The 22,925-nt window shown below is 66.8% G+C and carries 21 protein-coding genes and 1 pseudogene; 11 read left to right on the forward strand and 11 right to left on the reverse strand.

The window, feature by feature from the left end; translation table 11 throughout:
- Positions 1 to 9 precede the first annotated feature (9 nt).
- A complete protein-coding gene (gene gltX, locus MBENS4_RS17655; RefSeq protein ID WP_039393271.1) occupies positions 10 to 1,479 on the reverse strand; it encodes a glutamate--tRNA ligase in 1,470 nt (489 codons plus the stop codon).
- Positions 1,480 to 1,555: 76 nt separating this feature from the next.
- On the opposite strand from gltX, the gene MBENS4_RS17660 reads away from it, so the two are divergent.
- Positions 1,556 to 3,787 carry a ComEC/Rec2 family competence protein gene (locus MBENS4_RS17660; RefSeq protein WP_242405059.1) on the forward strand — a complete coding sequence of 744 codons (2,232 nt, stop codon included), beginning with the start codon at positions 1,556 to 1,558 and terminating at the stop codon, positions 3,785 to 3,787.
- Positions 3,788 to 3,814: 27 nt separating this feature from the next.
- Here MBENS4_RS17660 and lexA read toward each other — a convergent pair whose 3' ends face one another.
- From lexA to MBENS4_RS17705, 9 genes are all read right to left on the reverse strand, one after another.
- The gene (gene lexA, locus MBENS4_RS17665; RefSeq protein WP_039393273.1) at positions 3,815 to 4,498 is read right to left on the reverse strand and encodes a transcriptional repressor LexA; all 684 of its coding nucleotides are present in this window, start codon (positions 4,496 to 4,498) and stop codon (positions 3,815 to 3,817) included.
- 122 nt (positions 4,499 to 4,620) lie between these two features.
- On the reverse strand, positions 4,621 to 5,868 hold the full coding sequence (locus MBENS4_RS17670; RefSeq protein WP_242404998.1) for a molybdopterin molybdotransferase MoeA: 1,248 nt from the start codon (positions 5,866 to 5,868) through the stop codon (positions 4,621 to 4,623).
- Positions 5,865 to 6,362 carry a cyclic pyranopterin monophosphate synthase MoaC gene (moaC, locus tag MBENS4_RS17675; RefSeq protein ID WP_039393276.1) on the reverse strand — a complete coding sequence of 166 codons (498 nt, stop codon included), beginning with the start codon at positions 6,360 to 6,362 and terminating at the stop codon, positions 5,865 to 5,867. Before moaC ends, MBENS4_RS17670 begins: the two co-directional genes overlap by 4 nt.
- A gap of 197 nt (positions 6,363 to 6,559) precedes the next feature.
- Positions 6,560 to 7,351: an indole-3-glycerol phosphate synthase TrpC gene (trpC, locus tag MBENS4_RS17680; protein ID WP_039393278.1), complete on the reverse strand. Its 792-nt coding sequence runs from the start codon at positions 7,349 to 7,351 to the stop codon at positions 6,560 to 6,562.
- Between the two features lie 14 nt (positions 7,352 to 7,365).
- Positions 7,366 to 8,376 carry an anthranilate phosphoribosyltransferase gene (trpD, locus tag MBENS4_RS17685; RefSeq protein ID WP_039393281.1) on the reverse strand — a complete coding sequence of 337 codons (1,011 nt, stop codon included), beginning with the start codon at positions 8,374 to 8,376 and terminating at the stop codon, positions 7,366 to 7,368.
- The gene (locus MBENS4_RS17690) at positions 8,373 to 8,969 is read right to left on the reverse strand and encodes an anthranilate synthase component II (RefSeq protein WP_039393284.1); all 597 of its coding nucleotides are present in this window, start codon (positions 8,967 to 8,969) and stop codon (positions 8,373 to 8,375) included. Before MBENS4_RS17690 ends, trpD begins: the two co-directional genes overlap by 4 nt.
- Entirely contained in the window at positions 8,966 to 9,802 is an 837-nt protein-coding gene (locus MBENS4_RS17695; protein WP_052322496.1) for a phosphodiester glycosidase family protein, read from the reverse strand. Before MBENS4_RS17695 ends, MBENS4_RS17690 begins: the two co-directional genes overlap by 4 nt.
- The gene (gene trpE / locus MBENS4_RS17700) at positions 9,799 to 11,346 is read right to left on the reverse strand and encodes an anthranilate synthase component I (RefSeq protein ID WP_039393287.1); all 1,548 of its coding nucleotides are present in this window, start codon (positions 11,344 to 11,346) and stop codon (positions 9,799 to 9,801) included. The genes MBENS4_RS17695 and trpE overlap by 4 nt, the downstream gene beginning before the upstream one ends.
- Before the next feature lie 53 nt (positions 11,347 to 11,399).
- The gene (locus MBENS4_RS17705; protein WP_039393290.1) at positions 11,400 to 13,370 is read right to left on the reverse strand and encodes a peptidylprolyl isomerase; all 1,971 of its coding nucleotides are present in this window, start codon (positions 13,368 to 13,370) and stop codon (positions 11,400 to 11,402) included.
- 444 nt (positions 13,371 to 13,814) lie between these two features.
- Between MBENS4_RS17705 and tpiA the strand changes: the two genes are divergently transcribed.
- The 7 genes and pseudogenes from tpiA (at position 13,815) to MBENS4_RS17735 (ending at position 20,528) form a co-directional block, all read left to right on the forward strand.
- Positions 13,815 to 14,573, forward strand: a complete 759-nt coding sequence (tpiA, locus tag MBENS4_RS17710; RefSeq protein ID WP_039393293.1) for a triose-phosphate isomerase — start codon at positions 13,815 to 13,817, stop codon at positions 14,571 to 14,573.
- 227 nt (positions 14,574 to 14,800) lie between these two features.
- A complete protein-coding gene (gene secG, locus MBENS4_RS17715; RefSeq protein WP_039393296.1) occupies positions 14,801 to 15,193 on the forward strand; it encodes a preprotein translocase subunit SecG in 393 nt (130 codons plus the stop codon).
- 170 nt (positions 15,194 to 15,363) lie between these two features.
- Entirely contained in the window at positions 15,364 to 16,995 is a 1,632-nt protein-coding gene (locus MBENS4_RS17720; RefSeq protein WP_039393299.1) for a CTP synthase, read from the forward strand.
- Positions 16,996 to 17,036: 41 nt separating this feature from the next.
- A pseudogene (locus tag MBENS4_RS27240) lies at positions 17,037 to 17,171 on the forward strand (oxidoreductase); the annotation flags it as partial.
- A 74-nt stretch (positions 17,172 to 17,245) separates the two neighbouring features.
- Positions 17,246 to 18,052, forward strand: a complete 807-nt coding sequence (locus tag MBENS4_RS26845; RefSeq protein ID WP_255352692.1) for a Gfo/Idh/MocA family oxidoreductase — start codon at positions 17,246 to 17,248, stop codon at positions 18,050 to 18,052.
- 221 nt (positions 18,053 to 18,273) lie between these two features.
- Entirely contained in the window at positions 18,274 to 18,999 is a 726-nt protein-coding gene (locus MBENS4_RS17730; RefSeq protein WP_199904430.1) for a PepSY domain-containing protein, read from the forward strand.
- 44 nt (positions 19,000 to 19,043) lie between these two features.
- Positions 19,044 to 20,528, forward strand: a complete 1,485-nt coding sequence (locus MBENS4_RS17735; protein WP_052322497.1) for an MFS transporter — start codon at positions 19,044 to 19,046, stop codon at positions 20,526 to 20,528.
- Between the two features lie 66 nt (positions 20,529 to 20,594).
- On the opposite strand, the gene MBENS4_RS17740 is transcribed toward MBENS4_RS17735, so the two are convergent.
- Positions 20,595 to 21,071 (reverse strand): Hsp20 family protein, encoded by a 477-nt coding sequence (locus MBENS4_RS17740; RefSeq protein ID WP_039393302.1) that lies wholly within the window; start codon positions 21,069 to 21,071, stop codon positions 20,595 to 20,597.
- Between the two features lie 175 nt (positions 21,072 to 21,246).
- Between MBENS4_RS17740 and grxC the strand changes: the two genes are divergently transcribed.
- The 3 genes from grxC to MBENS4_RS17755 are packed head-to-tail and all read left to right on the forward strand — an operon-like array spanning position 21,247 to position 22,920.
- On the forward strand, positions 21,247 to 21,510 hold the full coding sequence (gene grxC, locus MBENS4_RS17745; protein WP_039393304.1) for a glutaredoxin 3: 264 nt from the start codon (positions 21,247 to 21,249) through the stop codon (positions 21,508 to 21,510).
- Between the two features lie 12 nt (positions 21,511 to 21,522).
- Positions 21,523 to 22,374 (forward strand): carbon-nitrogen hydrolase family protein, encoded by an 852-nt coding sequence (locus MBENS4_RS17750; protein ID WP_039393306.1) that lies wholly within the window; start codon positions 21,523 to 21,525, stop codon positions 22,372 to 22,374.
- Positions 22,375 to 22,392: 18 nt separating this feature from the next.
- Positions 22,393 to 22,920 carry a DUF1178 family protein gene (locus tag MBENS4_RS17755; protein WP_039393307.1) on the forward strand — a complete coding sequence of 176 codons (528 nt, stop codon included), beginning with the start codon at positions 22,393 to 22,395 and terminating at the stop codon, positions 22,918 to 22,920.
- The last annotated feature ends 5 nt before the right edge of the window (positions 22,921 to 22,925 follow it).

Here is a 22,925-nt window from a genome sequence, read left to right on the forward strand (position 1 = left end):
TCTTACTCCTTATGCTTGTGTCTCGGTATGCTCCCCGGCCTGCGCTGCGATGCGCGCGAGACTTTCGTCCCGGCCAAGAAGTACCAATACGTCAAAAATCCCTGGCGACGTTGTCTGACCCGTCAGGGCCGCCCGCAGGGGTTGTGCGAGCTTGCCGAGGCCCAGTTCGAGCTCTGCGGCCATTGCCTTCAGGTTGGCTTCCAAAGCCTCAAGGGTCCATTCGGGCTCCCCGCTCAGACGCTCGTGGATCGCGGCCAGACGCTCACGCGCCTCGTCGGTCAGGAGCTTCTGCGCCTTCTCGGTCATAGTGAGAGGACGTTTGGCAAAAAGGAAAACAGCGCCTTCTGCAAGATCGTTGAGGTCCTTCGCGCGGACCTTCAGTTCGGCCATGGCGCGTGCCAGCAGGGCCTTGTCGGCGTCCGGGTATCCGGCAGCGACAAGCCGTAGCAGAACGAGATCGGCGAGATATTCGTCGCTCGCTTCGCGCAGGTAGTGACCGTTGAGATTTTGCAGCTTCGCGAGGTCGAACCGCGAGGCGCCCTTGTTGACATTGGTGATGTCGAACCATTCGACAGCCTGCTCACGGCTGATGATTTCTTCATCGCCGTGGCCCCATCCGAGGCGCAGCAGGTAGTTGAAGACCGCGTCGGGCAGGAGGCCCATCTCGTCGCGGTAGGCATCGACGCCGAGCGCACCGTGGCGCTTGGAAAGCTTGGCGCCATCAGCGCCGTGGATGAGCGGAATGTGGGCGTAGACAGGGTCTTCCCAGCCACCCTCGATCTCGTCCATCGCGCGCAGGATCACCAGCTGGCGAAACGCGTTGTTGATATGATCATCGCCGCGGATGACGTGGGTAACGCCCATGTCGCGGTCATCGACAACCACGGCCAGCATGTAGGTCGGCGTGCCGTCCGAGCGCAGGATGATGAAGTCGTCGAGTTCGCGGTTCTGAACCGTGATCGGGCCCTGGACCTGGTCATCGATGGTGGTCTCGCCCTCGCGCGGCGCCTTGACGCGCACCACGTAGGGTTGATCATCCGGCCACTGCGAAGCGTCGGCATCGCGCCACTCGCTGTCGAGGCGGAAAGGACGTCGCTCATCCTGTGCTTTCTGCCGGCGTTCCGCGAGCTGTTCGCTGGTCAGGTAGCAGCGATAGGCCTGTCCGGCCTCCAGCAGCTTCGCGGCGACTTCGGCGTGACGCTCGGAACGGGCGAACTGGAACACGGGTTCCTCATCACCATTCAGTCCCAGCCAGGAAAGACCGTCGAAGATGGCCTCGATCGCGGCATCGGTCGAGCGGGCACGGTCGGTGTCCTCGATGCGCAGAAGATACTTGCCACCGTGGTGGCGGGCAAAGAGCCAGTTGAACAGCGCGGTGCGGGCACCGCCGATATGCAGAAAGCCGGTCGGCGAGGGAGCAAAGCGCGTAACGACGGCCTTGGTGCCGCTCGATCCGCTCGTTGCACTTCCACTTGCCATTCCAATCACCTTCTGTCCTATTCCGGTCATGGCGATCGAGGTCACCCGACCCGGTAAAATTGTGGGCCCGGACATCATGTCCGGAGACGCTGCATTGCGGGGTCGGCAATGGAACAGCGAACGCAACTTGTCGAGTGCTTTGGCGGCAATCGAAGGATTTCTTTCGCAATCGTGTCGTGATCCTGTCCCGTGGCTTTCCGTGGCTTTCGGGACCGGCATCGCGGCATGGTTTGCGCTTCCGAAGCCGTCCCAATGGGCAGGCCTCATTGCGTTGTGCTGTGCAGCAAGCTTGGCGACCCGAGTTTGCTGGCGGCGATGTGGTGCGTTTCAAACTGTCTCGCAAGCTTTTTTTTGGGTGCCCCTGATGGTGGCGGCGGGCTGCGTCCTGATCTGGGGCCGCTCCATGATGGTGGGAACACCTCCCATCGAGCGGCCTTTGTATGGAGCATTCACGGGGAGGGTGCTCGCGGTGGAGCCGCAATCGGCCCAATCGCGCCGCCGGTTGGTGGTCGCCACGCGCGACCAGGCAAGCGGGCGTGCTCTCAAGATCCGGCTCAACCTGCCGGATGAGCTGTCCGAGGGCGAATCTGTTCGACCGGCGCAGATCAGCGAGGGCAGTCTCATCCAGTTTGAGGCGCGGATCATGCCGCCGGCAGCGCCGCTGCTCCCGGGTGGTTATAATTTTGCAAGAACGGCCTGGTTTGCCGGACTTGCCGGTTCGGGAACGATCCTGAAGCCCGTCACCGTCCTGGAGCCAGCGGAAGGAGGGGAAGCGTCTTTGGCCCGAATACGCCGGGGACTGGCTGGCCATGTTCGTGAGCAGGTTGATGAGCGGGCGAATGGCATTGCGGTGGCGCTCGTGACCGGAGATCGGGGCGGCATCACGGCCGACGATGCGCAGGCCATGCGCGATTCCGGCCTCGCGCATCTGTTGGCCATAAGCGGGCTCCACGTGACGGCCGTAATTGGTCTGATCTATTTCCTGTCTGTGCGCACGCTCGCCTTGTGGCCCGCCTTGGCACTGCGAGTACGGTTGCCGGTATTGGCCTCCGGGCTCGCAGCGCTGGGGGGGATTGGCTATACGCTGCTGACCGGCGCGCAGGTGCCGACGGTTCGTTCGTGTATCGCGGCGCTGCTCGTGCTTGGTGCCCTGGCACTGGGGCGCGAGGCACTGTCCTTGCGAATTCTGGCAGTGGCGGCATTCGCCGTCATGCTTCTATGGCCTGAAGCTGTGGTGGGACCCAGCTTCCAGATGAGCTTTGCCGCTGTCCTTGCCATCGTGGCCTTGTCGACCTCTGCGCCCGTGCGCAATTTCCTCGGTCCGCGCGAGGAACCTGCCTGGATGCGCGGCGTGCGCTGGTTCGGCATGCTCATGCTGACCGGGCTGGTGATCGAGCTCGCCCTGATGCCGATTGCGTTGTTCCACTTTCACAAGGCCGGTCTCTACGGCTCCTTGGCCAATCTCGTCGCAATTCCGTTGACGACCTTTGTGATCATGCCCGGAGTGGTTCTGGCCCTGGCGGCCGATATCGTGTCCCTTGGTGCGCCGCTCTGGGCCGTCGTGGGATGGACCATCAATGCGGTGCTGGGACTGGCGCATTGGGTCTCGGCGCAGCCGGGGGCGGTGACGCTGGTGCCGGGCATGGGCGAGGTGGCCTTCACGTTGTTCCTTGCCGGAGGATTCTGGCTGGCCCTTTTGGTCGGAAAGGCGCGTCTACTGGGCGCTCTCCCCTGCGTCGTGGGCTCTCTTGTCCTCTATAATCAGGCACCGCCTGATCTGCTGATCGCCGGGGATGGCCGCAACGTAGGCGTTGTGGAGCGGACGGCCGGGCGTGATGCGCCAAGGCTGCTGCTGCTGCGCGACACGCGCAGTGACTATGTGCGTGACAATTTCCAGGAGAATGCGGGGCTGCGCGGGGAGGCGATCTACCTCCCCGATCATCCGGGCGCGCGCTGTAACGCCGATTTCTGTTCGATCACCTTGCAGATGCGGGAGCGTGCAGCGACCGTGTTGTTGTCGAGGAGCCGGGACATCGTACCCGAAAGAGAACTGGCCGCCGCCTGTGACCGGGCTGACATCGTGATTTCGGATCGCTGGCTGCCGCGGGCATGCCGGCCGCGCTGGTTCAAGGCTGACCGGGGGACGCTCAGCCAGACAGGAGGCCTGAGCGTTGATCTGTCGCGCGGCGCGGTGCGCAATGTCGCGCAGGGGCAGGGCAGGCATGGATGGTGGCGTGGACGGAAAGGACAGATGTCCCTGCAGGACCTCATCCCGCCCATGCCATCACCGTCGTCTCCGGATCGTTAGCGCGCGTGGCGCTGCGATCCGGTTGGCTCAGTGGAAGTAGCGACGCAGGAGGCCTGCGAGCTTGCCCTGCACCTTGATCTCGTCGGCCGCATAGATCTGCGGTTCATAGGCCGCGTTGGCCGGGTCGAGACGGATCATGCCGTTTTCACGGCGCAGGTACTTGAGCGTCGCTTCCTCGCCGCGCACGAGAGCGACCACGATTTCGCCATCGTTGGCGATTTCGGTGCGCTTCACGAGGGCGAAGTCGCCGTCGAGAATGCCCGCTTCGATCATCGAATCGCCTGAGACCTCCAGCGCATAGTGTTCACCCGCGCCCAGAAGCGCGGCGGGAACGGGCAGGATCGCCTGGTCCTCCAGCGCTTCGATCGGGACGCCCGCGGCGATGCGTCCGTGCAAGGGGATCTCGATCACATCGGGCGCCGATGCGGGAGCCGCGGCCTCGGGCTTGGTGAAAGGAATGACATTCGATCCGGCAGCAGGGGCCGCCTGGCCACCTTCGTCGGCGCGGCGCAGCACTTCGAGCGCGCGGGCGCGGTTGGGCAGGCGGCGAATGAAGCCGCGTTCCTCGAGCGCGGAGATCAGTCGGTGCACGCCCGACTTGGACTTGAGGTCCAGCGCGTCCTTCATTTCTTCGAAGCTGGGCGAAATGCCGGTTTCGTCAAGCCGGGTCTGGATGAACCGGAGCAATTCGTGCTGCTTGCGGGTCAACATGTTCGCTGCCTCTTTCCTGCGCGTGCCGCACACGGAAATTCGGCTTCCCGCGCATCAGCTGTTCTTCTTGATGTTCCACTTGTGAACATTTTGAGAACAATTAAGCAACAGAATTTCCCACGTCAAGCGATACCGCCATTCTGGAGTATGTAGATGCGCACGTTTGCGCCAGACGGTGTTTCCGGTCCGTTCGCAGGACGGTCGATAAGGACATTGCTCCCCGCCAACGCCCCCAGGGCGCCGCTGTCCTGAACGCGCACGGCCCGCACGCATTCTCCGTCCCACGTCCCGCGCAGGAACTCGCGGCGCGCACCTGTTGCGGGAAGGTCGCCCTCGAGCCGGGTGGTCACGGCCATGGGCGTGGGGTCGATCGCGCCCATCAGACGGCGCAGCAGCGGGAGCAGGAAGTGGTACCCCGTAACGAGCGCGGAGACCGGATTTCCGGGCAGCCCGATGATGATCTGGCGGCGCTGGGAGCGGGGGCGGGTGGCGACGAGGAGCGGCTTGCCGGGCTTGATCGCGATGCGCCAGAAGTCGAGCTTCGCGCCCCAGGCTTCGAGCGCGGGGCGGATGAGGTCGTGGTCGCCAACGGACGCGCCGCCGCTGGTGACGATGACGTCGGCATGGGCGGCCTCGTCGAAGGCGCCGAGCAGCGCGTCGAGCGTATCTCCGACCGGGCCGATGCGGCGTGTCTGGACTGCGAGCCCGGCGACCATTGCCTCCAGCATGGCGCCATTGCTCGCCGGAATCTGGTGCGTGGCGCAGTTCTCCGGGTCGGAGGAGAGCTCATCGCCGCTGTCGATGATCGCGACTTCGGGGGCGCGGAAGACGGGCAGGTGCCTGTGCCCGGCCGAGACGGCGAGCGCGATCTGCGCAGGGCCGATGCGGGTTCCGGCGGGAAGGACTTCCTTTCCGGTCACGAAGTCCGAGCCGAGGCGGCGCACGTGGCGATCCTGCGGGCTGGGGCCTGAGCCGGTGAGCGCGAGTGCATCGTCGCTGCGCGTGAGATCTTCCTGCACGATCACGGCGGCGGCGTCGCAAGGCAGCAGCGCGCCGGTCGAGATGCGCACCGCGTCACCGCGCGCCATGGTGCCGGTGAAGGGGTGCCCGGCGGCGCTTTCGCCCACGATGGTCCAGGGGCCGGCAAGATCGCCATCGGTGACCGCGTAGCCGTCCATCGCGGAAAGGTGCCCGGCGGGCTGGGTGCGGCGGGCGAGCAGCGGTTCTGCAAGATAGCGGCCGATGGCGCCTGTCATGTCGACATGCTCGCGGCGCATCGGATCGGCGAGAGCAAGGAGGCGGCGCTGTGCCTCTTCGAGCGGGATCGGGGGCGTCATGACGGGCGTGTCGGGAGAAGGCGCGGTGCTCATACCCACCCTTGCGCCTTCCAGTGGCCCGACTTGCCGCCCTGCTTCTCGACGAGGCGGATATCCGAGATGACCATGCCCTTATCGAGCGCCTTGGCCATGTCGTAGATCGTGACAAGCGCGATCGAGACGGCGGTGATCGCCTCCATCTCGATGCCGGTCTTGCCGGTGATCGAGGCGGTCGCGGTGGCGCGGATGGAGCCGGTGAACTCGTCCTCTTTCTCGAAGGTGAAATCGAGGTTCACCGCATCGAGGGGGAGGGGGTGGCACATCGGGATGAGATCGGCGGTCTTCTTGGCCGCGAGGATGCCTGCGATGCGCGCCGTTCCCAGCACGTCGCCCTTGGGGGCATCGCCGGCGCGCACGGCGTCGAGCGCCTCGCGGGTCATGGTGATCGTGCCGCTGGCCACCGCGAGGCGGCGGGTTTCGGCCTTGGCGCCGACATCGACCATGCGCGCGGTGCCGTCCGTGTCGATATGGCTAAGCGATGAGCTCACGAGAGGGGTCCTTGGCGCAAGGGGAAATGACAGGGAGGGGACATGAGGTTGACACAGTTGACACAGTCTAGGGGGCCAACTGTCCGGCCCCCTTCCTGCGGCATCTCGGCAAGGGTCGGGAAGGAGGCGCGAAGGGGCGTCATTGCGTGAGATCCTCGCAGATCGCGGCGGTGTAGGACAGCCCCTTTTCGCGCTCTTCAGGCGCCGGTCAGGAGGCGCCGGGTGGCGACCTCGACGTCGGCCTCGCGCATCAGGCTTTCGCCGACCAGGAAGGTGCGCGCGCCGCAGGCCGACAGGCGCACGAGGTCCTCGTGCCGGTTGATGCCGCTCTCGCTGACCAGGAGCGCGCCCTCGGGCGCAAGCGGGGCGAGCCGCTCGGTGATGCCGATGTCGGTGACAAAGCGCTTGAGGTCGCGGTTGTTGACGCCAATAAGCCTTGATTTCAAACGACTTGCACGTTCCATCTCGACTTCGTTGTGAACTTCGACAAGGCAGTCCATGCCGCGTTCGTGCGCGGCGGCCTCGATCTCGGCCATCTGCGTATCGTCCAGCGCGGCGACGATGATGAGGATCGCGTCGGCCCCGATCGCGCGGGCTTCGGCGACCTGCCAGGGGTCGATCATGAAGTCCTTGCGGATCACCGGCAGCGAAACCGCGGCGCGGGCCTCGACAAGGAAATCCTCATGCCCCTGGAAGTAGGGCGCGTCGGTAAGGATCGAGAGGCAGGCCGCGCCGCCCGCTTCATAGGCCTTCGCGTGTTCGGCGGGCCGGAAGTCGGGGCGGATGAGACCCTTGGAAGGGCTTGCCTTCTTGATCTCGGCGATGAGCGCGAAGCCACCTTGGGCCTTGGTACGCAGCGCCGCCTCGAAGCCGCGCGGCGCGCTCTGGAAGGAGGCCTGCGCGTCGAGTTCGTCCAGCGTCGAGAGGGTCTTGCGCACGGTCACTTCGCCGCGCTTGGTCTCGCAGATTTCGGTCAGCTTGTCGGACATGAGATTCCCTGTTGTCAGCCGCGCGGTTTGGTCGCGGCGATCCAGCAGTTGAGGAGGGCGTTGGCAAGGCCCTTGTCGATGGCCTCGGCGGCTTCCTCGACGCCTTCGGTCCAGCTCTCGACTTCGCCCGCGACCATCAGCGCGCCAGCTGCGTTGAGCAGCACGGCGTCGCGGTAGGCGCCGGGTTCACCCTGGAGCAGGTTCCGGAGGGCCTGCGCGTTGAAGGCCGGGTCTCCGCCGCGGATGGCCTCGACCGGGGCGCTCGACAGGCCAAGCTCGGCGGCGGTCACGCGCTTCATCGCGACGTCGCGGCCCGCAACGTCGGCGACTTCGTTGCCACCTGCGAGGCTGAGCTCGTCGAGGCCCTCGTCGCCCGAGACGACCATTGAGTGGACCGTGCCGAGCCGGGCCAGCGCCTCGGCGTAAATGGGGACATAGGCCGGACGGGCGATGCCGACCAGCTGGCGCGAGACGTTGGCCGGGTTGGCAAGCGGGCCCATCAGGTTGAAGATCGTGCGGCGCGCGATGGCCTTGCGGATCGGCATGATGCGGCCCATCGCGGGGTGGTGCTTGGCCGCAAAGAGAAAGCCGATGCCGATGTCCCGGAGGGTGTCCTCGGCGGTCTCGGCGGCGCGGTCGAGGTCGATGCCGAGCGCCTCCAGGGTGTCGGCCGCGCCCGCCTTGGAGCTGGCCGCGCGGTTGCCGTGCTTGGCGACCGGCACGTCGCAGGCCGCGACGACCAGGCTGACCGCGGTCGAGACGTTGAGCGTGTGGTGCCCGTCGCCGCCCGTCCCGCACACATCGATGGCGTTTTCGGGCGCGTCGATGGGAATCATGCGTTCGCGCATGGCGCGCGCCGCGCCCGCGATCTCGCTCGCCGTCTCGCCGCGTTCGGACAGGGCGACGAGGAAGTCCTTGACCACCTCATCGTCGACCTTGCCGTCGAGGATTGCGCCGAAGGCCTCGTGCGCCTCGTCCTCGGCAATGGCCCTGGCGGTATCGGGAAGCTGGGTGAGGGCGCTCACGCGCTCAACCTTTCGGGAAGCTTCGCCTCAATCCCGCAGATCGCGAGGAAGTTTGCGAGCATGGCGTGGCCGTGCTCGGTCGCAATGGATTCGGGGTGGAACTGCACGCCGTGGATGGGCAGGCTTTCGTGCGCGAAGCCCATGACGTGGCCGTCCTCGGAGCGGCAGTTGACCTTGAGGCAGGCGGGAATGTCCTCGACGATCAGCGAGTGGTAGCGCGTCGCCATGAAGGGCGAGGGGAGCCCCGCAAAGACGCCGGTGCCATCGTGCGTCATGGTCGAGGTCTTGCCGTGCATCAGACCGCCGCGCACGACCTTGCCGCCAAAGAACTGGCCGATCGACTGGTGGCCCAGGCACACGCCCAGGAGCGGCAGGCCCTTCTCGGCCGCCGCGCCGACGAGGTCGAGGCTGATGCCCGCCTCGTTCGGGGTGCAGGGGCCGGGCGAGACGAGAAAGCCCTTTGCGCCCGAGGCCAGCGCCTCTTCGACGGTGAGGCTGTCGTTGCGCACCACCTTCACCTCGGCGCCCAGTTCCATGACGTAATGGACCAGGTTCCAGGTGAAGCTGTCGTAATTGTCGATGACGAGGATCATGGGTTTGCCTTCTGGCCGTGCGCCGGTGCGCCTTGCGTCTGTGTGTCTTGCGCCTTCGCGCGTTTCTCGACGACGATCAAGGGGCCAAGCTCGGGTCCGGTGTCGAGGCGGCCATGCTCGGGGTCCCACAAGGAGGAGACCGAGCCGTCGAGGAAGAGCGCGTTGGCGCAGTGCAGGTCGTCGCGGAAATAGCGGGCGAGCTTGCCGAAGGAGACGGGCTCCTCGGCGATCACGAAGTGCGCGCGGCCCGTCGCATCGACGCCCACGCCGTTGCGCAGCTTGTGCGAGGTGCCGTCGGGATCGATGGCCGGGTGCAGCTTGCCGTCGATTACCAGCATCGGGCCCGACTGCGTGCCGAAGGCGGGGCGGTGCGTGACGTTCGCGGCGAAGTCGTCCGACGTCATCACCCGCCAGTGCCCCTCGGCATCGCCAAAGAAGACGCCGTTGGGCAGCAGGTGAAAGTTGCCCGGCCCCTCGTTGGTGTTGAGCGCGTGGAGGCGCTCGCCCTCCTCGACGTAATAGCCGATGGGCTGACCTGCGCTGTCGTACATGCCCGCATTCATCGCGAAGGCGACAGGGGCGCTGCCCTCGGGTCGGCTGACGGCGAGCTGGCTCAGCGTGCGGTAGGGTGCGCCGTTCTCGGGCGCGAGCACGGTGTGGATCGCGTGGCGTCCGGGGACGGCCGTACAGTGCACGAAGGCCGTGCCCTCGAAGCGTGCGCTTTCGCAGGCCGGTGGCGGCGGGGCCTCGGCGGGTTCGTCCGACGAGGCGCACGCGCCAAGCAGCAGCAGGGCCAGCGCAGCGGGGGCGAGAGCCGCCCGTGCGCGGTTCACTGCCCGAAGCCCGGTTCCCCGGCGATGCGGATCGCCTCGCGTGCGGCGGCGAAGAGCGCGCCCGACTTGTGGAGGCACTCGTTCTGTTCCGAGGTCGGGTCACTGTCGGCGACGATGCCTGCGCCAGCCTGGACGTGGAGCACCCCGTCCTTGAGCACGCCGGTGCGCAGGACAATGCACGAATCGAGCGAGCCGTCGGGCGAGAAGTACCCGACGCCGCCCGCGTAGGCGCCGCGCGTTTCCGGCTCCAGCTCGGCGATGATCTGGCAGGCACGGACCTTGGGCGCGCCCGAAACGGTGCCCGCCGGGAAACCGGCAAAGACCGCGTCGATGGCGTCGTGGGTCCTGGTGTCGAGCGTGCCGACCACGTTCGAGACGATGTGCATGACGTGGCTGTAGCGCTCGATGGTGTAGCTGTCGGTCACTTCGACCGAGCCCGCCGTGGAGACGCGGCCGACATCGTTGCGGCCAAGGTCGAGCAGCATGAGGTGCTCGGCGCGTTCCTTCTGGTCGTCGAGCAGGCTGATCTCGTTGGCCTTGTCCTCGGCCTCGGTCTTGCCGCGCGGGCGGGTGCCCGCGATCGGGCGGATGGTGACCTGCGGCTGGCCGTCCTCATCCTTGCGCACGCGCACGAGGATCTCCGGGCTCGAGCCGACGACGGCGAAGCCGGGCAGGTCGAGGAAGTAGAGGAAGGGCGAGGGGTTCACGCGGCGCAGCGCGCGGTAGAGCGCGAGCGGAGGCAGCGGGAATTCGCAGGTGAAGCGCTGCGCGAGCACGATCTGGAAGATGTCGCCCGCCGTGATGTAGTCCTTGGCGCGGGTGACCATCGCCTCGTATTCACCGGGCTTGAGGACCGGGGTCTGGACCGGCTCGGGAAGGTCGGTGAGGACGGGGCTGGCGGGCACCGGCTCGTTGAGGCGGCGCAGGGTCTCGGCGATGCGGTCCTCGGCGGCCTCGATGGCGCGGGCCGGGTCGGCCGCGCTCTCGGGCCAGAGCGGGGCGATGCAGAAGAGCTCATCGCCCAGGCTGTCGAAGACGAGCAGGATCGAGGGGCGCACGAAGAGCATGTCGGGCACGTCGAGTTCGCTCTGCGGCGCGCGCGGCAGCTTCTCGACAAGGCCGATGGTCTCGTAGCCGAAATAGCCGACCACGCAGGCGAGCGCGGGTGGGAGTTCGGCGGGAACGTCGATGCGGCAGCTTTCGACCAGTGCGCGCAGTTCGACCAGGCTGTCGCCCGGAAGAGGGGTGAAGGCTTCGGTGTCGCTCTTCCAGGTGCGGTTGATCTGGGCCTCGTGGCCCTGAGCGCGGAAGACCAGGTCCGGGTCGAGGCCGAGCAGGCTGTAGCGCCCGCGCTGGGCGCCGCCTTCGACCGATTCGAGCAGGAAGTCGCCGCGGCCGTCCTCGAACAGCTTGAGCGCGGCGCCCACCGGGGTCTGGGTGTCGGCCACGAGACGGCGCCAGACCAGCGCGGGCTTTCCGTTCGAGAGCCGCGTCTGGGCGTCGGTACGGATGGCATCGCTGCTGGTCTGGCGCTGTGTCGTCATGGTCCTGCTGGTTTCGTTATCGGATGGTGTGTCGAGGGACGGTAGTGGGGCGATCAGGCGCCGGGCTGGGTGGTGCCGCCCAGGCGCTCGCGCACGGCCTTGATGGTCGCGGCGTTCTTCTCGACCTTCATTTCCCCGGCGACGGCATGGCCGAGCGAGGTGACGAAGGCGTTGCCCATCTGGGCGCCCAGTTCCTGGCGGGCCTGCGCGATCATCTCGTCGGACTGAACCTTGCCGGCCTTGATGTCCTTGAGCTGGACCACGAACCATCCGCGCTCGCCGTCGGCCGACTGCACCTTCACGCTGTCCTTGGTCATGTGGAACATGAGCGAGACGGGCGGGGGCACCTGGCGGCCTTCCTGGAGCGCACGGCTGAGCGTCGCGCGCGACATGCCCAGCTCCTCGATCGGGGGCAGGCGCTTGCCCAGGTCCTTCATGGCCTGGGCCATGGTCTTGCCCCCGGCCATGGCCTTGCGCACCTTGAGCGCGGCGGCCTTGGCCGCCTTCGAACCGGCGTCGAGCGCCCAGGCCGACTTCACGTCGTCCTGGATGTCGTCGAACGGCGCGGGCGCGGAAGGAGTGATCTCGGTCACGTCGTAGATCACGAAGGGACGGTTCGCCTCGAAGTTCTGGCCCTGGCCCATCTGGGTGAGCTGGGGCTGCTCCTGCTGCATCTTGAAGACGGTGGCGAGAAGCGGCTGGAGGCCCTCATCGACGCTCTTGTCGATTTCGCCGTAGATGCGGCCATCGGCGGTGACGGGGCCGGTGGTCTCGACCTCGACGCCCAGCGACTTGGCAACTTCGGGCAGGCTCGCACCGTCGGCGAACTGGTCCTCGATGCCTTCGAGCTTGGCGGCGAACGCCTTGCGCTTCGCATCGGCTTCGAGCTCGGTAACGAGTTCGTCACGCGCGTCCGCGAGGGTGCGCGCAGGCTTGGTGCTTTCCTCCTCGACGCGCACGACGTGCCAGCCCAGCGCCGACTTGGCGGGAGCGGCAAGCTCGCCCACCTTGGCGGCGAAGACCGCATCGGAGACGGGCTTGGCGAACTGGTCGGTGAGGTCCTTGCGGCTGAAGAATTCCAGCTTGGCCGCCGAGAGACCCTTTTCGGTGGCGGCCGCTTCGAGCGTCTTGCCACCCTTGACGGCCGTGACGATGGCCTTGGCCGCGTCCTCGGTCGGCGCGATCACCTGGGTGATGCGGCGGTCATCCTTGGCGGCGTAGCGCGCGGCGTTGGCCTTGTAGGCCGCTTCGATCTGCGCGTCGGTGGGGGCGGCGGGCGCCGCCACCGAATCGATGGTGAACTGCGCGTAGCGCATCATGCGGCGCTCGGGCCGGATGAAGTTCTGGGTGTGGCCGTCGTAGAAGGCCTTGAGCGTCTTCGTGTCGGGCTCATCCTCGGGCACGAACAGCATCGAGGGCAGGGCCAGGACCGAGCCGCTGCGGGTCTCGTCGATCATCGCGGCGTAGCGCTTGGCCATGTAGGCGGGCATCTTTGCGCCGAACTGCGCCGGGCTGGCGAGCTGCTGGCCGACAAGGCCTTGCGCGATGTCTTCGCGCAGCGCCTTCTCGGAGAGGCCCTGCTGGGCGAGCGCCTGGCGAAAGGTGTTCTGGTCGAACTTGCCGTCGACGCCCTGGAACGCGGCGATCTGCGCGATCTCGCTGTCGACCAGGCGGTCCCCGGCGACGATCCCGTGCTCCTTGCCGAAGGCGAAGAAGGCGGTGCGCTGGACCAGCTCGTCGAGGATCGTGTCGAGCCCGCCCTGCGCGAGCAGCTGGCTCATCGAGGCCTGCGGGTTGTTCTGCTGAACGCGGCGCAGCGCGGAGTTCGCGCCCTGTGCCAGTTCATTGGCGTCGATGGTTTCGTCGCCGACGCTGGCCACGGTGTTGGCATCGCCTGCGTTGCCCGCACCCTGGATGCCGGCGATGTCGCCGCTGGCGAAGGCGAGGGCGATGACGCCGAGCACGACCAGCGCGATGGCCGCGCCGATCTTGGACTTGATGAACGATCTGAAGAAGCTGAGCATGTCCTGTCCGGCCGTTGACTGAGCGGTCTGTGAAGCGCTCCTGCCCGGGGCCACCTGCCGGGGCAGGGGCCTTCATGCAGGAGGCGGGAAATGGCGCAGGCTTTAGGGGGGCTTTCGCCGTCCTGCAATGGCATCGCATCGCTTTGCGCCCGATTCCTGTGGTTTCGGACGCGCGGGTGCGGTGCGACAGAGCCCCGTGGTGGCGCGGCCTTGATGAATAGGGGCTTGCTTGCTCGTTCGTGCGAATATTCCGGGGGCTCGTTTCCGGCGCGTGCAGTCGTGGCTCCTGGGCGGTCCCGAATTGGGCGCAGTGGAAAGAGAAGTCTCCCCCGGCTTTGACAAATCCGCTAGTGCTGGCCTAGCAGCGCCCCGCTACAACGGCGTTCCGATTCCCCTGTCTGCGGGATTCGCTCGGTGTGTCGTCGATTTGATCAAGGGACCAAGATGGCCGGATTGCCTTACATCGTCGGAAACTGGAAAATGAACGGCACGCGCGCGATGCTGAACGAAGTGCGCGCGATCGACCGTGCCGCGGGACGTTTCCCCAGGGTTCAGGTGGCCGTCGCGCCGCCCGCGACGCTTATCTACCGTACACGCGATGCCGCTGAAATCATTGGCGTTGGTGGCCAGGACTGCCACATCCAGGAGAGCGGCGCCTTCACCGGTGACATCTCCGCCCCGATGCTCAAGGACGCCGGTGCCGACTTCACCATCGTCGGCCACTCCGAACGCCGCACGCTGCATGGCGAAAGCGACGCGGACGTGCAGGCCAAGGCGGACGCGGCCATCGCCGCGGGCCTGGGCGTCATCCTGTGTGTGGGCGAAAGCGAAGCGCAGCGCGATGCAGGCGAGGCGGAAAGCGTCGTCGCGGCCCAGGTCGCCGCTTCGTGCCCGCAGGGCGAACAGGCGCCCGAAAAGTTTTCCGTGGCCTACGAGCCAATCTGGGCGATCGGCACGGGCCGCGTTCCCTCGGTCGAGGATGTCGCGGCGATGCACCGCGCGATCCGCGCCAAGCTGGTCGAGCTCTACGGTGAGAGCGGCACGGGCGTGCGCATCCTCTACGGCGGTTCGGTCAAGGCCGAGAACGCCGCCGAGCTGCTTTCGGTCCCCGAGGTGGGCGGTGCGCTCGTCGGCGGGGCGAGCCTGAGCGCGGAGAGCTTCCTCTCCATCGTTGGCGCGGCCGCCACGCTGGCCGCCGACTGAGCCGTAGGTGACGAAGTAAGCGCCTGATCTTCCGGTACTTGCTCGCGCCCGCGCGTGGACAAGGCCGGGTGAGGGCGGCAGGGTCGTCGTGTCTGCGCGGCGCTGCATGTCGAATCCCGTGTCCGGGCCGGGTTGCGTTCGGGGGGCGTTGCGCTTATCTGCGCCGCTTGTGATTGCGGTCTGTGATCTTGTTTGCAGGCCCGTTGAGAAGAGCTGAGATCGAGCTGATGTTTGTTTTCCTGACCGTCGTCCAGGCGCTGGTAGCTGCCGCCCTGGTCGGTGTTATCCTGGTTCAGAAGTCCGAGGGCGGTGGCCTTGGCGTCGGCGGCGGGGGCAACCCCGGCGGCCTGATGTCGGCGCGCGGCGCGGCCGATTTCCTGACCCGGGCAACCTCGATCCTCGCCGGTCTCTTCGTGGTTCTCAGCATTCTTCTTGCCGCGATGGCGGTCGACGCCAACAGCGTCGGCGATATCGATACCTCGCTGCAGCGTGGCGGTGAACCGGCGGCTCAGGAAGCCCCGGCGGACCCGCTCGCCGGCTCGGCTGGTGGCGAATCGGAGGCGGGCGCCGCAGCGGCCCCCGCGAACGACGATCCGCTCGCCGGAGCCGCGCAGCAGTAAGAGCTTCGCGAAGGCGGGTTCGGATCGGAAAGTCCGGAGCCGTCTCGAAACAGCATTGTAACCGAAATGCCGTCTGGCGCAGTCAGGCGGCATTTTATTGAGTTTGACCTGTGGATTCGGGTTCTTGGCGCTTGCGCTGAACCCCCCACGCAATTTAAGGCCCAATTCCCATGGCGCGGCACATCTTCATCACCGGCGGCGTGGTCTCCTCGCTTGGCAAGGGCCTCATGGCCGCCAGCCTGGCCGCGTTGCTGCAGGCCCGTGGGTTCCGAGTGCGAATCCGCAAGTTCGACCCCTATCTCAACGTCGACCCGGGCACGATGAGCCCGTACCAGCACGGCGAGGTCTTCGTGACCGACGACGGTGCGGAAGCCGACCTTGACCTTGGCCACTACGAACGCTTCACCGGCGTCTCGGCGCACCAGGGCGACAACATCACCTCGGGCCGCATCTACCAGGACATCATCGCCAAGGAGCGCCGCGGCGACTACCTCGGTGCCACCGTCCAGGTCATCCCGCACGTCACCGACGCGATCAAGAACTTCGCGCAGGCCGACACCGAGGACCTCGACTTCGTGCTGTGCGAAGTCGGCGGCACCGTGGGCGACATCGAGGGCCTGCCCTTCATCGAGGCGCTGCGCCAGATGCGCAACGAGCTGGGCCGCGAGAACACCTGTTTCGTGCACGTCACGCTGGTGCCCTACATTGCGGCGGCGGGTGAGCTGAAGACCAAGCCGACCCAGCACTCGGTGCGCGAGATGACCGGCCTTGGCATCCAGCCCGACATCCTTCTGTGCCGCTGCGAGCACGAACTGCCCGAGAGCGAGCGCGCCAAGATCGCGCTGTTCTGCAACGTGCGCCGCGAAGCCGTCATTCCTGCGCTCGACGCGCCCAACATCTACGCGGTGCCGCTCCAGTACCACGCCGAGGGTCTCGACGCCGAGGTGCTGCATCACTTCGGCCTCAATTCGCCCGCGCCGGAACTGTCGCGCTGGACCGGCATCGTCGATCGCTTCCAGAACCCGGAAGGCGAAGTCACCATCGGTGTCGTGGGCAAGTACGTCGGCCTGCCCGATGCCTACAAGTCGCTGAACGAGGCGCTCGTTCACGGCGGCATGGCCAACAAGGCCAAGGTCAAGATCAAGTGGCTCGACGCGGAAATCTTCGAGCAGTCCGATGCCGAGATCGCGCACGCGCTCGAGCCCATGCACGGCATTCTCGTGCCCGGCGGCTTCGGTGAGCGCGGGACCGAGGGCAAGATCGCGGCGGTGCGCTTCGCGCGCGAACGCAAGGTGCCCTTCTTCGGCATTTGCCTGGGTATGCAGATGGCCTGCATCGAGGGCGCGCGCGCGGCGGGCATCGCTGCGGCAAGTTCGACCGAGTTCGGCCCGACCGACGAGCCGGTGGTGGGCATCATCACCGAGTGGATGGGCAAGGAAGGCCTGGAAACCCGCGCCGAGGGCGGCGATCTGGGCGGCACCATGCGCCTTGGCGCCTACACCGCCAAGCTGGACGGAAACAGCCAGGTTTCCAGCATCTACGGCGGCGCGACCGAGATTTCCGAGCGCCACCGCCACCGCTACGAGGTCAACGGCAAGTACCGCGACGCGCTCGAAAAGGACGGCCTGATCTTCTCGGGCATGTCGCCCGATGGCCTGCTGCCCGAAATCGTCGAGCGTCCCGATCACCCGTTCTTCGTGGGCGTGCAGTTCCACCCCGAACTCAAGTCGCGTCCGTTTGAACCGCACCCGCTGTTCTCGGGCTTCGTGGCGGCCGCGCTCCAGCACTCGCGCCTGGTTTGAGCGCTTCGCCGCGCCTTGGCGTGGGTCTTGTCGGAAACGGCATGGCCGCGCGGGTGTTTCACGCACCCTACATTGCGGCCTACACCGGCCTTGACCTGCGCGCGGTGGTGAGCCGCCGGGCCGAGGCCGAGCTGCCTCTGCCCGGCCTCGCACGGGTGCCCGACATCGCCGATCTGCTGGACGATCCCGCGATCGACCTCGTCGTGATCGCCACTCCCAGCGCCACGCATGCGCAGCCGCGGGCCAGGCGCTGGACGCGGGCAAGCACGTCGTCGTCGACAAGCCCTTCACCCTCGATCTGGCGAGCGCGCAGGACCTTGTCGCGCGCGCAAAGAGGGCAAACCGCGTTGTCACCGCCTTCCACAACCGGCGCGGTGATGCCGATTTCCTCGCGATCGAGGCGGCCATTGCGGCAGGGCAGATCGGCCGCGTCGTCCACTTCGAATCCCACTTCGACCGCTTCCGCCCCCAGGTGCGCGAGCGCTGGCGCGAGGACGGCAGCGAAGGCTCGGGCGTGTGGTTCGATCTTGGTCCCCACCTTGTCGATCAGGCGCTGTGCCTGTTCGGTGCGCCCGAAGCCGTAAGCGCCGATATCGCAGCGCTGCGCGAGGGCGGCCGGTCGGACGACTACGCCCACGTCACGCTCCACTACCCGCAGATGCGCGCCATCCTTCATGCCGGAATGTGCGTGGCGGGCGGCGAGCCTCGCTTCCGTGTCCACGGCACGGGCGGATCGCTTCTCAAGAACGGCATCGACCCGCAGGAAGCCCAATCCGTTGCGGGCATGCGCCCCGGCGATCCCGAATGGGGCCGCGATCCCGAACCGCTGGTGCGCTTTGATGGCGAAGGTGCTCGCCATGAAACGGCTCTTCCGCGTGGGTGCCAGGAACGTTTCTACGAGGACGTCGCCGCCGCGTGCCGGGGCGAGAAGCCGGTCGCAGTGTCGGGTGAGGACATCGTCCTCGTCCAGGCGGTGATCGAAGCGGCGCGCACGGCGAGCCGGACCGGGCAGCGCGTGGCGCTGGCCGAGGTGCTGGAAGAGGCGGGTCGGAAGTAGGATTTGCCGAGGGCAATGTCCCTCGGACTCCCCGAACTGTCCAGCTCACGTCCCGCGCGCCACGCAGGCTAGGAAAGGCGACGCTGCCCATTCCGGGGTCAAGGGGCGATGGCCCCTTGGATCATTTCCTTCCTACCTTCCTGTTGCCTTTCCCGTCTTTTCACGAAACCTTGGGTGTTCGGGCACTCATCGTTGTGGGCCTGGCAAAGAGGGGGGAACACGTGGCTTTACCGCGTTCGCGCAAGCAGAAGCTGCACATCCTGGGCAGTCGCCTTCACAAATGGCTGGCAGTCTGTGTGGGGATCCAGGTCCTCCTGTGGATGGGCTCGGGCGCGATCATGTCCTGGCTCAAGATTGAACATGTGCGTTCCGAGCATGTCATCGCGCGCACGTCGCGGACGCTACCCGCCGATGCCCCGGTGCCCGCGTGGCTGGCGAACGACGGGGCGCTGGTTTCGGTCACGACGCGCGCGGTGAACGGACGCAGCGTCATCGAAGTGCGCCGCCGCGATGGCACCGCCGCTCTGCACGATCCGGTATCCGGTCGCCGACTTTCCCCGCTTTCCGCCCGCACGGCTTCCGAGATCGCACAGGGCGCGTGGAAGGGGGCGCCTACCGGAGTACAGGGCGTCTTGCCCGTGCGCGCGCCGGTCGGGACCGAGTACGGCGGGCCGTTTCCGGCCTGGCAGGTGACGTTCGCGGACCCGGATCGCACCCGGCTCTACATCGATGCGTCGAGCGGGGCCGTCCTGGCTGCGCGCAGCGATACCTGGCGCTTCTTCGACTTCGTGTGGGGCCTGCACATCATGGACTGGACCCTGCGTGATCGGATCAACAGCTGGTGGCTGTTCGTCTTTGCGCTGGGCGGCACGGCCATCGCGCTTTCGGGTTTCGTGCTTCTGGCGAACCGTTTTCCGCGCCTGCCTCGTCCCCGCAAGCGGCGCTAAGTCGCTGAGCTTGCTCTTGCTCCGCCGCTCGCTAGCATGGGGGCATGGCAACCGGGCATCAAGGTGAGGGGCAGGGGGCGGACACGGCATGGCCCGAGGGCGTGATCGAAAGCGACGTTCCGGCCCGGCTCGACCGCCTGCCGTGGTCGCGCTTTCACTGGCTGGTGGTCTGCGCGCTGGGCATCACCTGGATTCTCGACGGGCTGGAAGTCACGCTGACCGGCTCGATTGCACCCGCCTTGCGCGAGAGCCCGGTGCTCGCCTTTTCCGCGCGCGAGATCGGGCTGGCCAACAGCCTGTATCTGGCGGGCGCGGTCACGGGCGCGCTGTTCTTCGGCTGGCTGACCGACCGGCTGGGCCGTAAGCGCCTCTTCACGCTCACGCTTCTGATCTATCTTCTCGCCACGGCGGGCACGGCTTTTACCTGGGACCTGCCGAGCTTTGCGCTCATGCGCTTTCTCACCGGCGCCGGGATCGGGGGGGAGTACAGCGCGATCAATTCGGCCATTCAGGAGCTGATCCCCGCGCGCCGCCGGGGCTGGACCGACCTTGTCATCAACGGCTCGTACTGGGTGGGGGCTGGCGTTGCGGGCGCGCTCTCGGTGGTGGTGCTCGACCCGCGTCTGTTTGCGCCCGATGTCGGCTGGCGCATTGCCTTCGGCTTCGGGGCGGTGACGGGGCTCATCGTGATCGCGCTGCGCCGCCATATTCCGGAAAGCCCGCGCTGGTTGCTCACTCACGGGCAGGGTGTCAAGGCCGAGGCCATCGTGGGCGAGATTGAGACGCGTACGCACGAACAGGGTCACACCCTTTACGGCGAGACCCCGAAGGCCCGTCTCAAGGCCCGCCGGGCCACGCCCTTGCGTGAGGTGTGGGAGGCGCTCTTTCGCACGTATCCGCGCCGCACCGCGCTCGGCCTTGTTCTGATGGCGGCGCAGGCCTTCCTCTACAACGCGATCTTCTTCACCTACGCCCTGATCCTGAGCGACTTCTACAGCGTGCCGTCGGACCGGGTGGGCTGGTACGTGCTGCCCTTCGCGGTGGGCAACGTGCTCGGGCCGCTGTTGCTGGGACCCTTGTTCGATAGCTGGGGGCGGCGTCCGATGATCGCGCTGACCTATGGCGTCTCGGGGCTTCTGCTTGCCGCGACGGGGCTCGCCTTCCGGCTCGAGATGCTCGATGCCACCACGCAGACCTTGTGCTGGAGCGTGACGTTCTTCTTCGCCTCGGCGGCCGCCTCCTCGGCCTATCTGACCGTGGCGGAGAGTTTTCCGCTCGAAGTGCGCGCGCTGGCCATTGCGGTGTTCTATGCGCTGGGAACCGGGATCGGCGGGGTCATGGCCCCCTGGCTCTTCGGTGTCCTCATCGAGAGCGGATCGCGCGCGGACGTGCTGGGCGGCTATCTCCTTGCCAGCGCGCTCATGCTGCTGGCTGCCTTCGTGGGCTGGCGCTTCGGGCTCGACAACGAGCGCAAGGCGCTGGAGGCCGTGGCGCGGCCCCTGTCCTGGCACGATGAGGACGGCAAGTAACTACGCGAAAAAGGGCGGCCCGCGTGTGCGGACCGCCCTGAATGGCATCATCGAATGGAAACGGCCTTAGGCCGCGGCGCTATCCGCGTCCTTGTTGGGCTCGCTCTCGATCACCTTGAGCTGGTTGCCGCCAATGGCGATCTTCTTGGGCTTCATTGCCTCGGGCACTTCGCGCACGAGGTCGATCACGAGGAGACCATCGGCCAGGTCCGCCGCGTCCACCCGCACGTAGTCGGCGAGTTCGAAGCGGCGATCGAAACCCCGCTGGGCAATGCCCATGTGCAGGTAGTCGCCATCCGCGCCCTCGTCGGGCTTGCGGCCCTTGACGATGAGCAGGTTGGCCTGCGCGGTGATGTCGATGTCCTCGGGCTTGAAGCCGGCCACGGCCAGCGTGATGCGGTAGGCATCCTCGCCGCGGCGTTCGATGTTGAAGGGCGGATACTTGTCGCCCGCGTTCACGCGGTGCTGGTTCTCGAGCATGTCGAAAAGACGGTCGAAACCGACCATGGAACGGCGATAGGGCGCAAAATCGATACGGTTCATGACAAAAATCCTCATCTGAGCAATCTTCGTGGGTGAAGCCCGGCTGCCCGGCGCTTCGTCAGGTGTGTCATCCCCTTTTGGCTGGGCCATGACACATGGAATTAGATATGATAGCCCCGCGCCAAATCAAGGGCCTGACACACGGCCCTTTCGTAAAATTTCAGGAGACACCCGCATGAGCCAGCCCAAGGTCGAGATCTACTCCAAGTGGGGCTGCCCCTATTGCGTGGCCGCCAAGGCTCTGTTCGACCAGAAGGGCGTGGCCTACGAGGAATACGACATCACCATGGGCGGCCCCAAGCGTGACGAGATGGAGGCGCGCGTGCCCGGCGCCCGCACGGTTCCCCAGATCCTCGTCGACGACAAGGCCTACGGCGGCTTCGACGATGTCAACGCGCTCGAGCGCGCGGGCAAGCTCGACGCCATCCTCGGCCTATGATCGGCTGACCCGATGCCCCGCGCTGCACTTTTCCAGATGACCAGCGGGATCGATCCCGCAGCCAACGCCGAGGCCATCGTCGGCGCCATCGCCGAGGCGCGCCGCGAAGGCGCGGCGATGCTCTTCACGCCCGAGATGTGCGGCCTGCTGGACCGCGACCGCAAACGTGGCGCTGTGCATGTCGTGGCCGAGGGCGAGAACCCGGTCCTCGCCGCCGCGCGCGAGGCGGCCGCACGCGAGGGCATCTGGGTGCACCTGGGCTCGCTCGCCGTGCAGGGCGATGACGCGGGTGAGGGCGGGGACGGGCGCTTTGCCAACCGTGCCTTCGTGATCGACGATACGGGTGCGGTGCGCGCACGCTACGACAAGATCCATATGTTCGACGTGGACCTGGCGACCGGAGAAAGCTGGCGCGAATCAAGCGCCTACGCGCCGGGCCGCGAGGTGGTGACGGTCGATACCCCGCTGGGGAGGCTTGGCCTCGCGATCTGCTACGACATCCGCTTTCCCGCGCTTTACGAGGCGCTGGGCCGGGCGAAGTGCGATCTCATCACCAATCCTGCGGCCTTTACCGTGCCGACCGGCCGTGCCCACTGGCACCTCCTGCAATGCGCGCGCGCGGTTGAGGCAAGCGCCTACATGGTCTCGGCCGCGCAGGTGGGCGAGCACGCGGACGGGCGCACGACTTATGGGCATTCGCTGGTGGTCGATCCCTGGGGCGAGATCCGCCTCGACATGGGCGGGGCGGACGATGGCGGGCATCCCGGCCTTGGCTTTGCCGAAATCGATCCGGCCCGGATCGCCGAAGTGCGCGCCCAACTCCCCAGCCTTGCCAACAGGCAGACCTTGCCAAGCCCTCTGTGATCGCCACATAGGCGTCACATGATTGTCTACGATCTGGAATGCCGCGGTGAGGGCCATCGCTTCGAGGGCTGGTTCAAGTCCTCGGACGATTTCGCGCGCCAGCAGGAGCGGGGCCTCGTCGCCTGTCCGTTCTGCGGCTCGGGTGATGTCGCCAAGGCGCCCCAGGCCGCCCGTCTCGCGCGCAAGGGCAACCAGAAGCCCGAACCCTCCCGTCCCGCCGCCAGGTCGCCCGAGCGTGGACCCGCGAGCGCGCCGCGTGAAGGCGGCGAACCTGTCGCGGTGGCCCCGGTTTCCTCGCACGAGTTGCCCCAGCAGACGGTGGAGATGATCCACAAGCTCGCCGAAATGCAGGCCAGGGCGCTCAAGGCCTCGCGCTATGTGGGCGAAAGCTTCGCCGAGAATGCACGCCAGATGCACTACGGCGAGCGCGCGGTGGAGCAGATCCACGGCGAAACCACGCTCGAGGACGCGCAGGAACTGATGGACGAGGGCATCTCGGTCGTCCCCCTCCCGTTCCCGATCGCCCCGCCGGACGAAACCAACTAGGGCGT

The organism is Novosphingobium sp. MBES04, assembly GCF_000813185.1.
GTDB lineage: Bacteria > Pseudomonadota > Alphaproteobacteria > Sphingomonadales > Sphingomonadaceae > Novosphingobium > Novosphingobium decolorationis.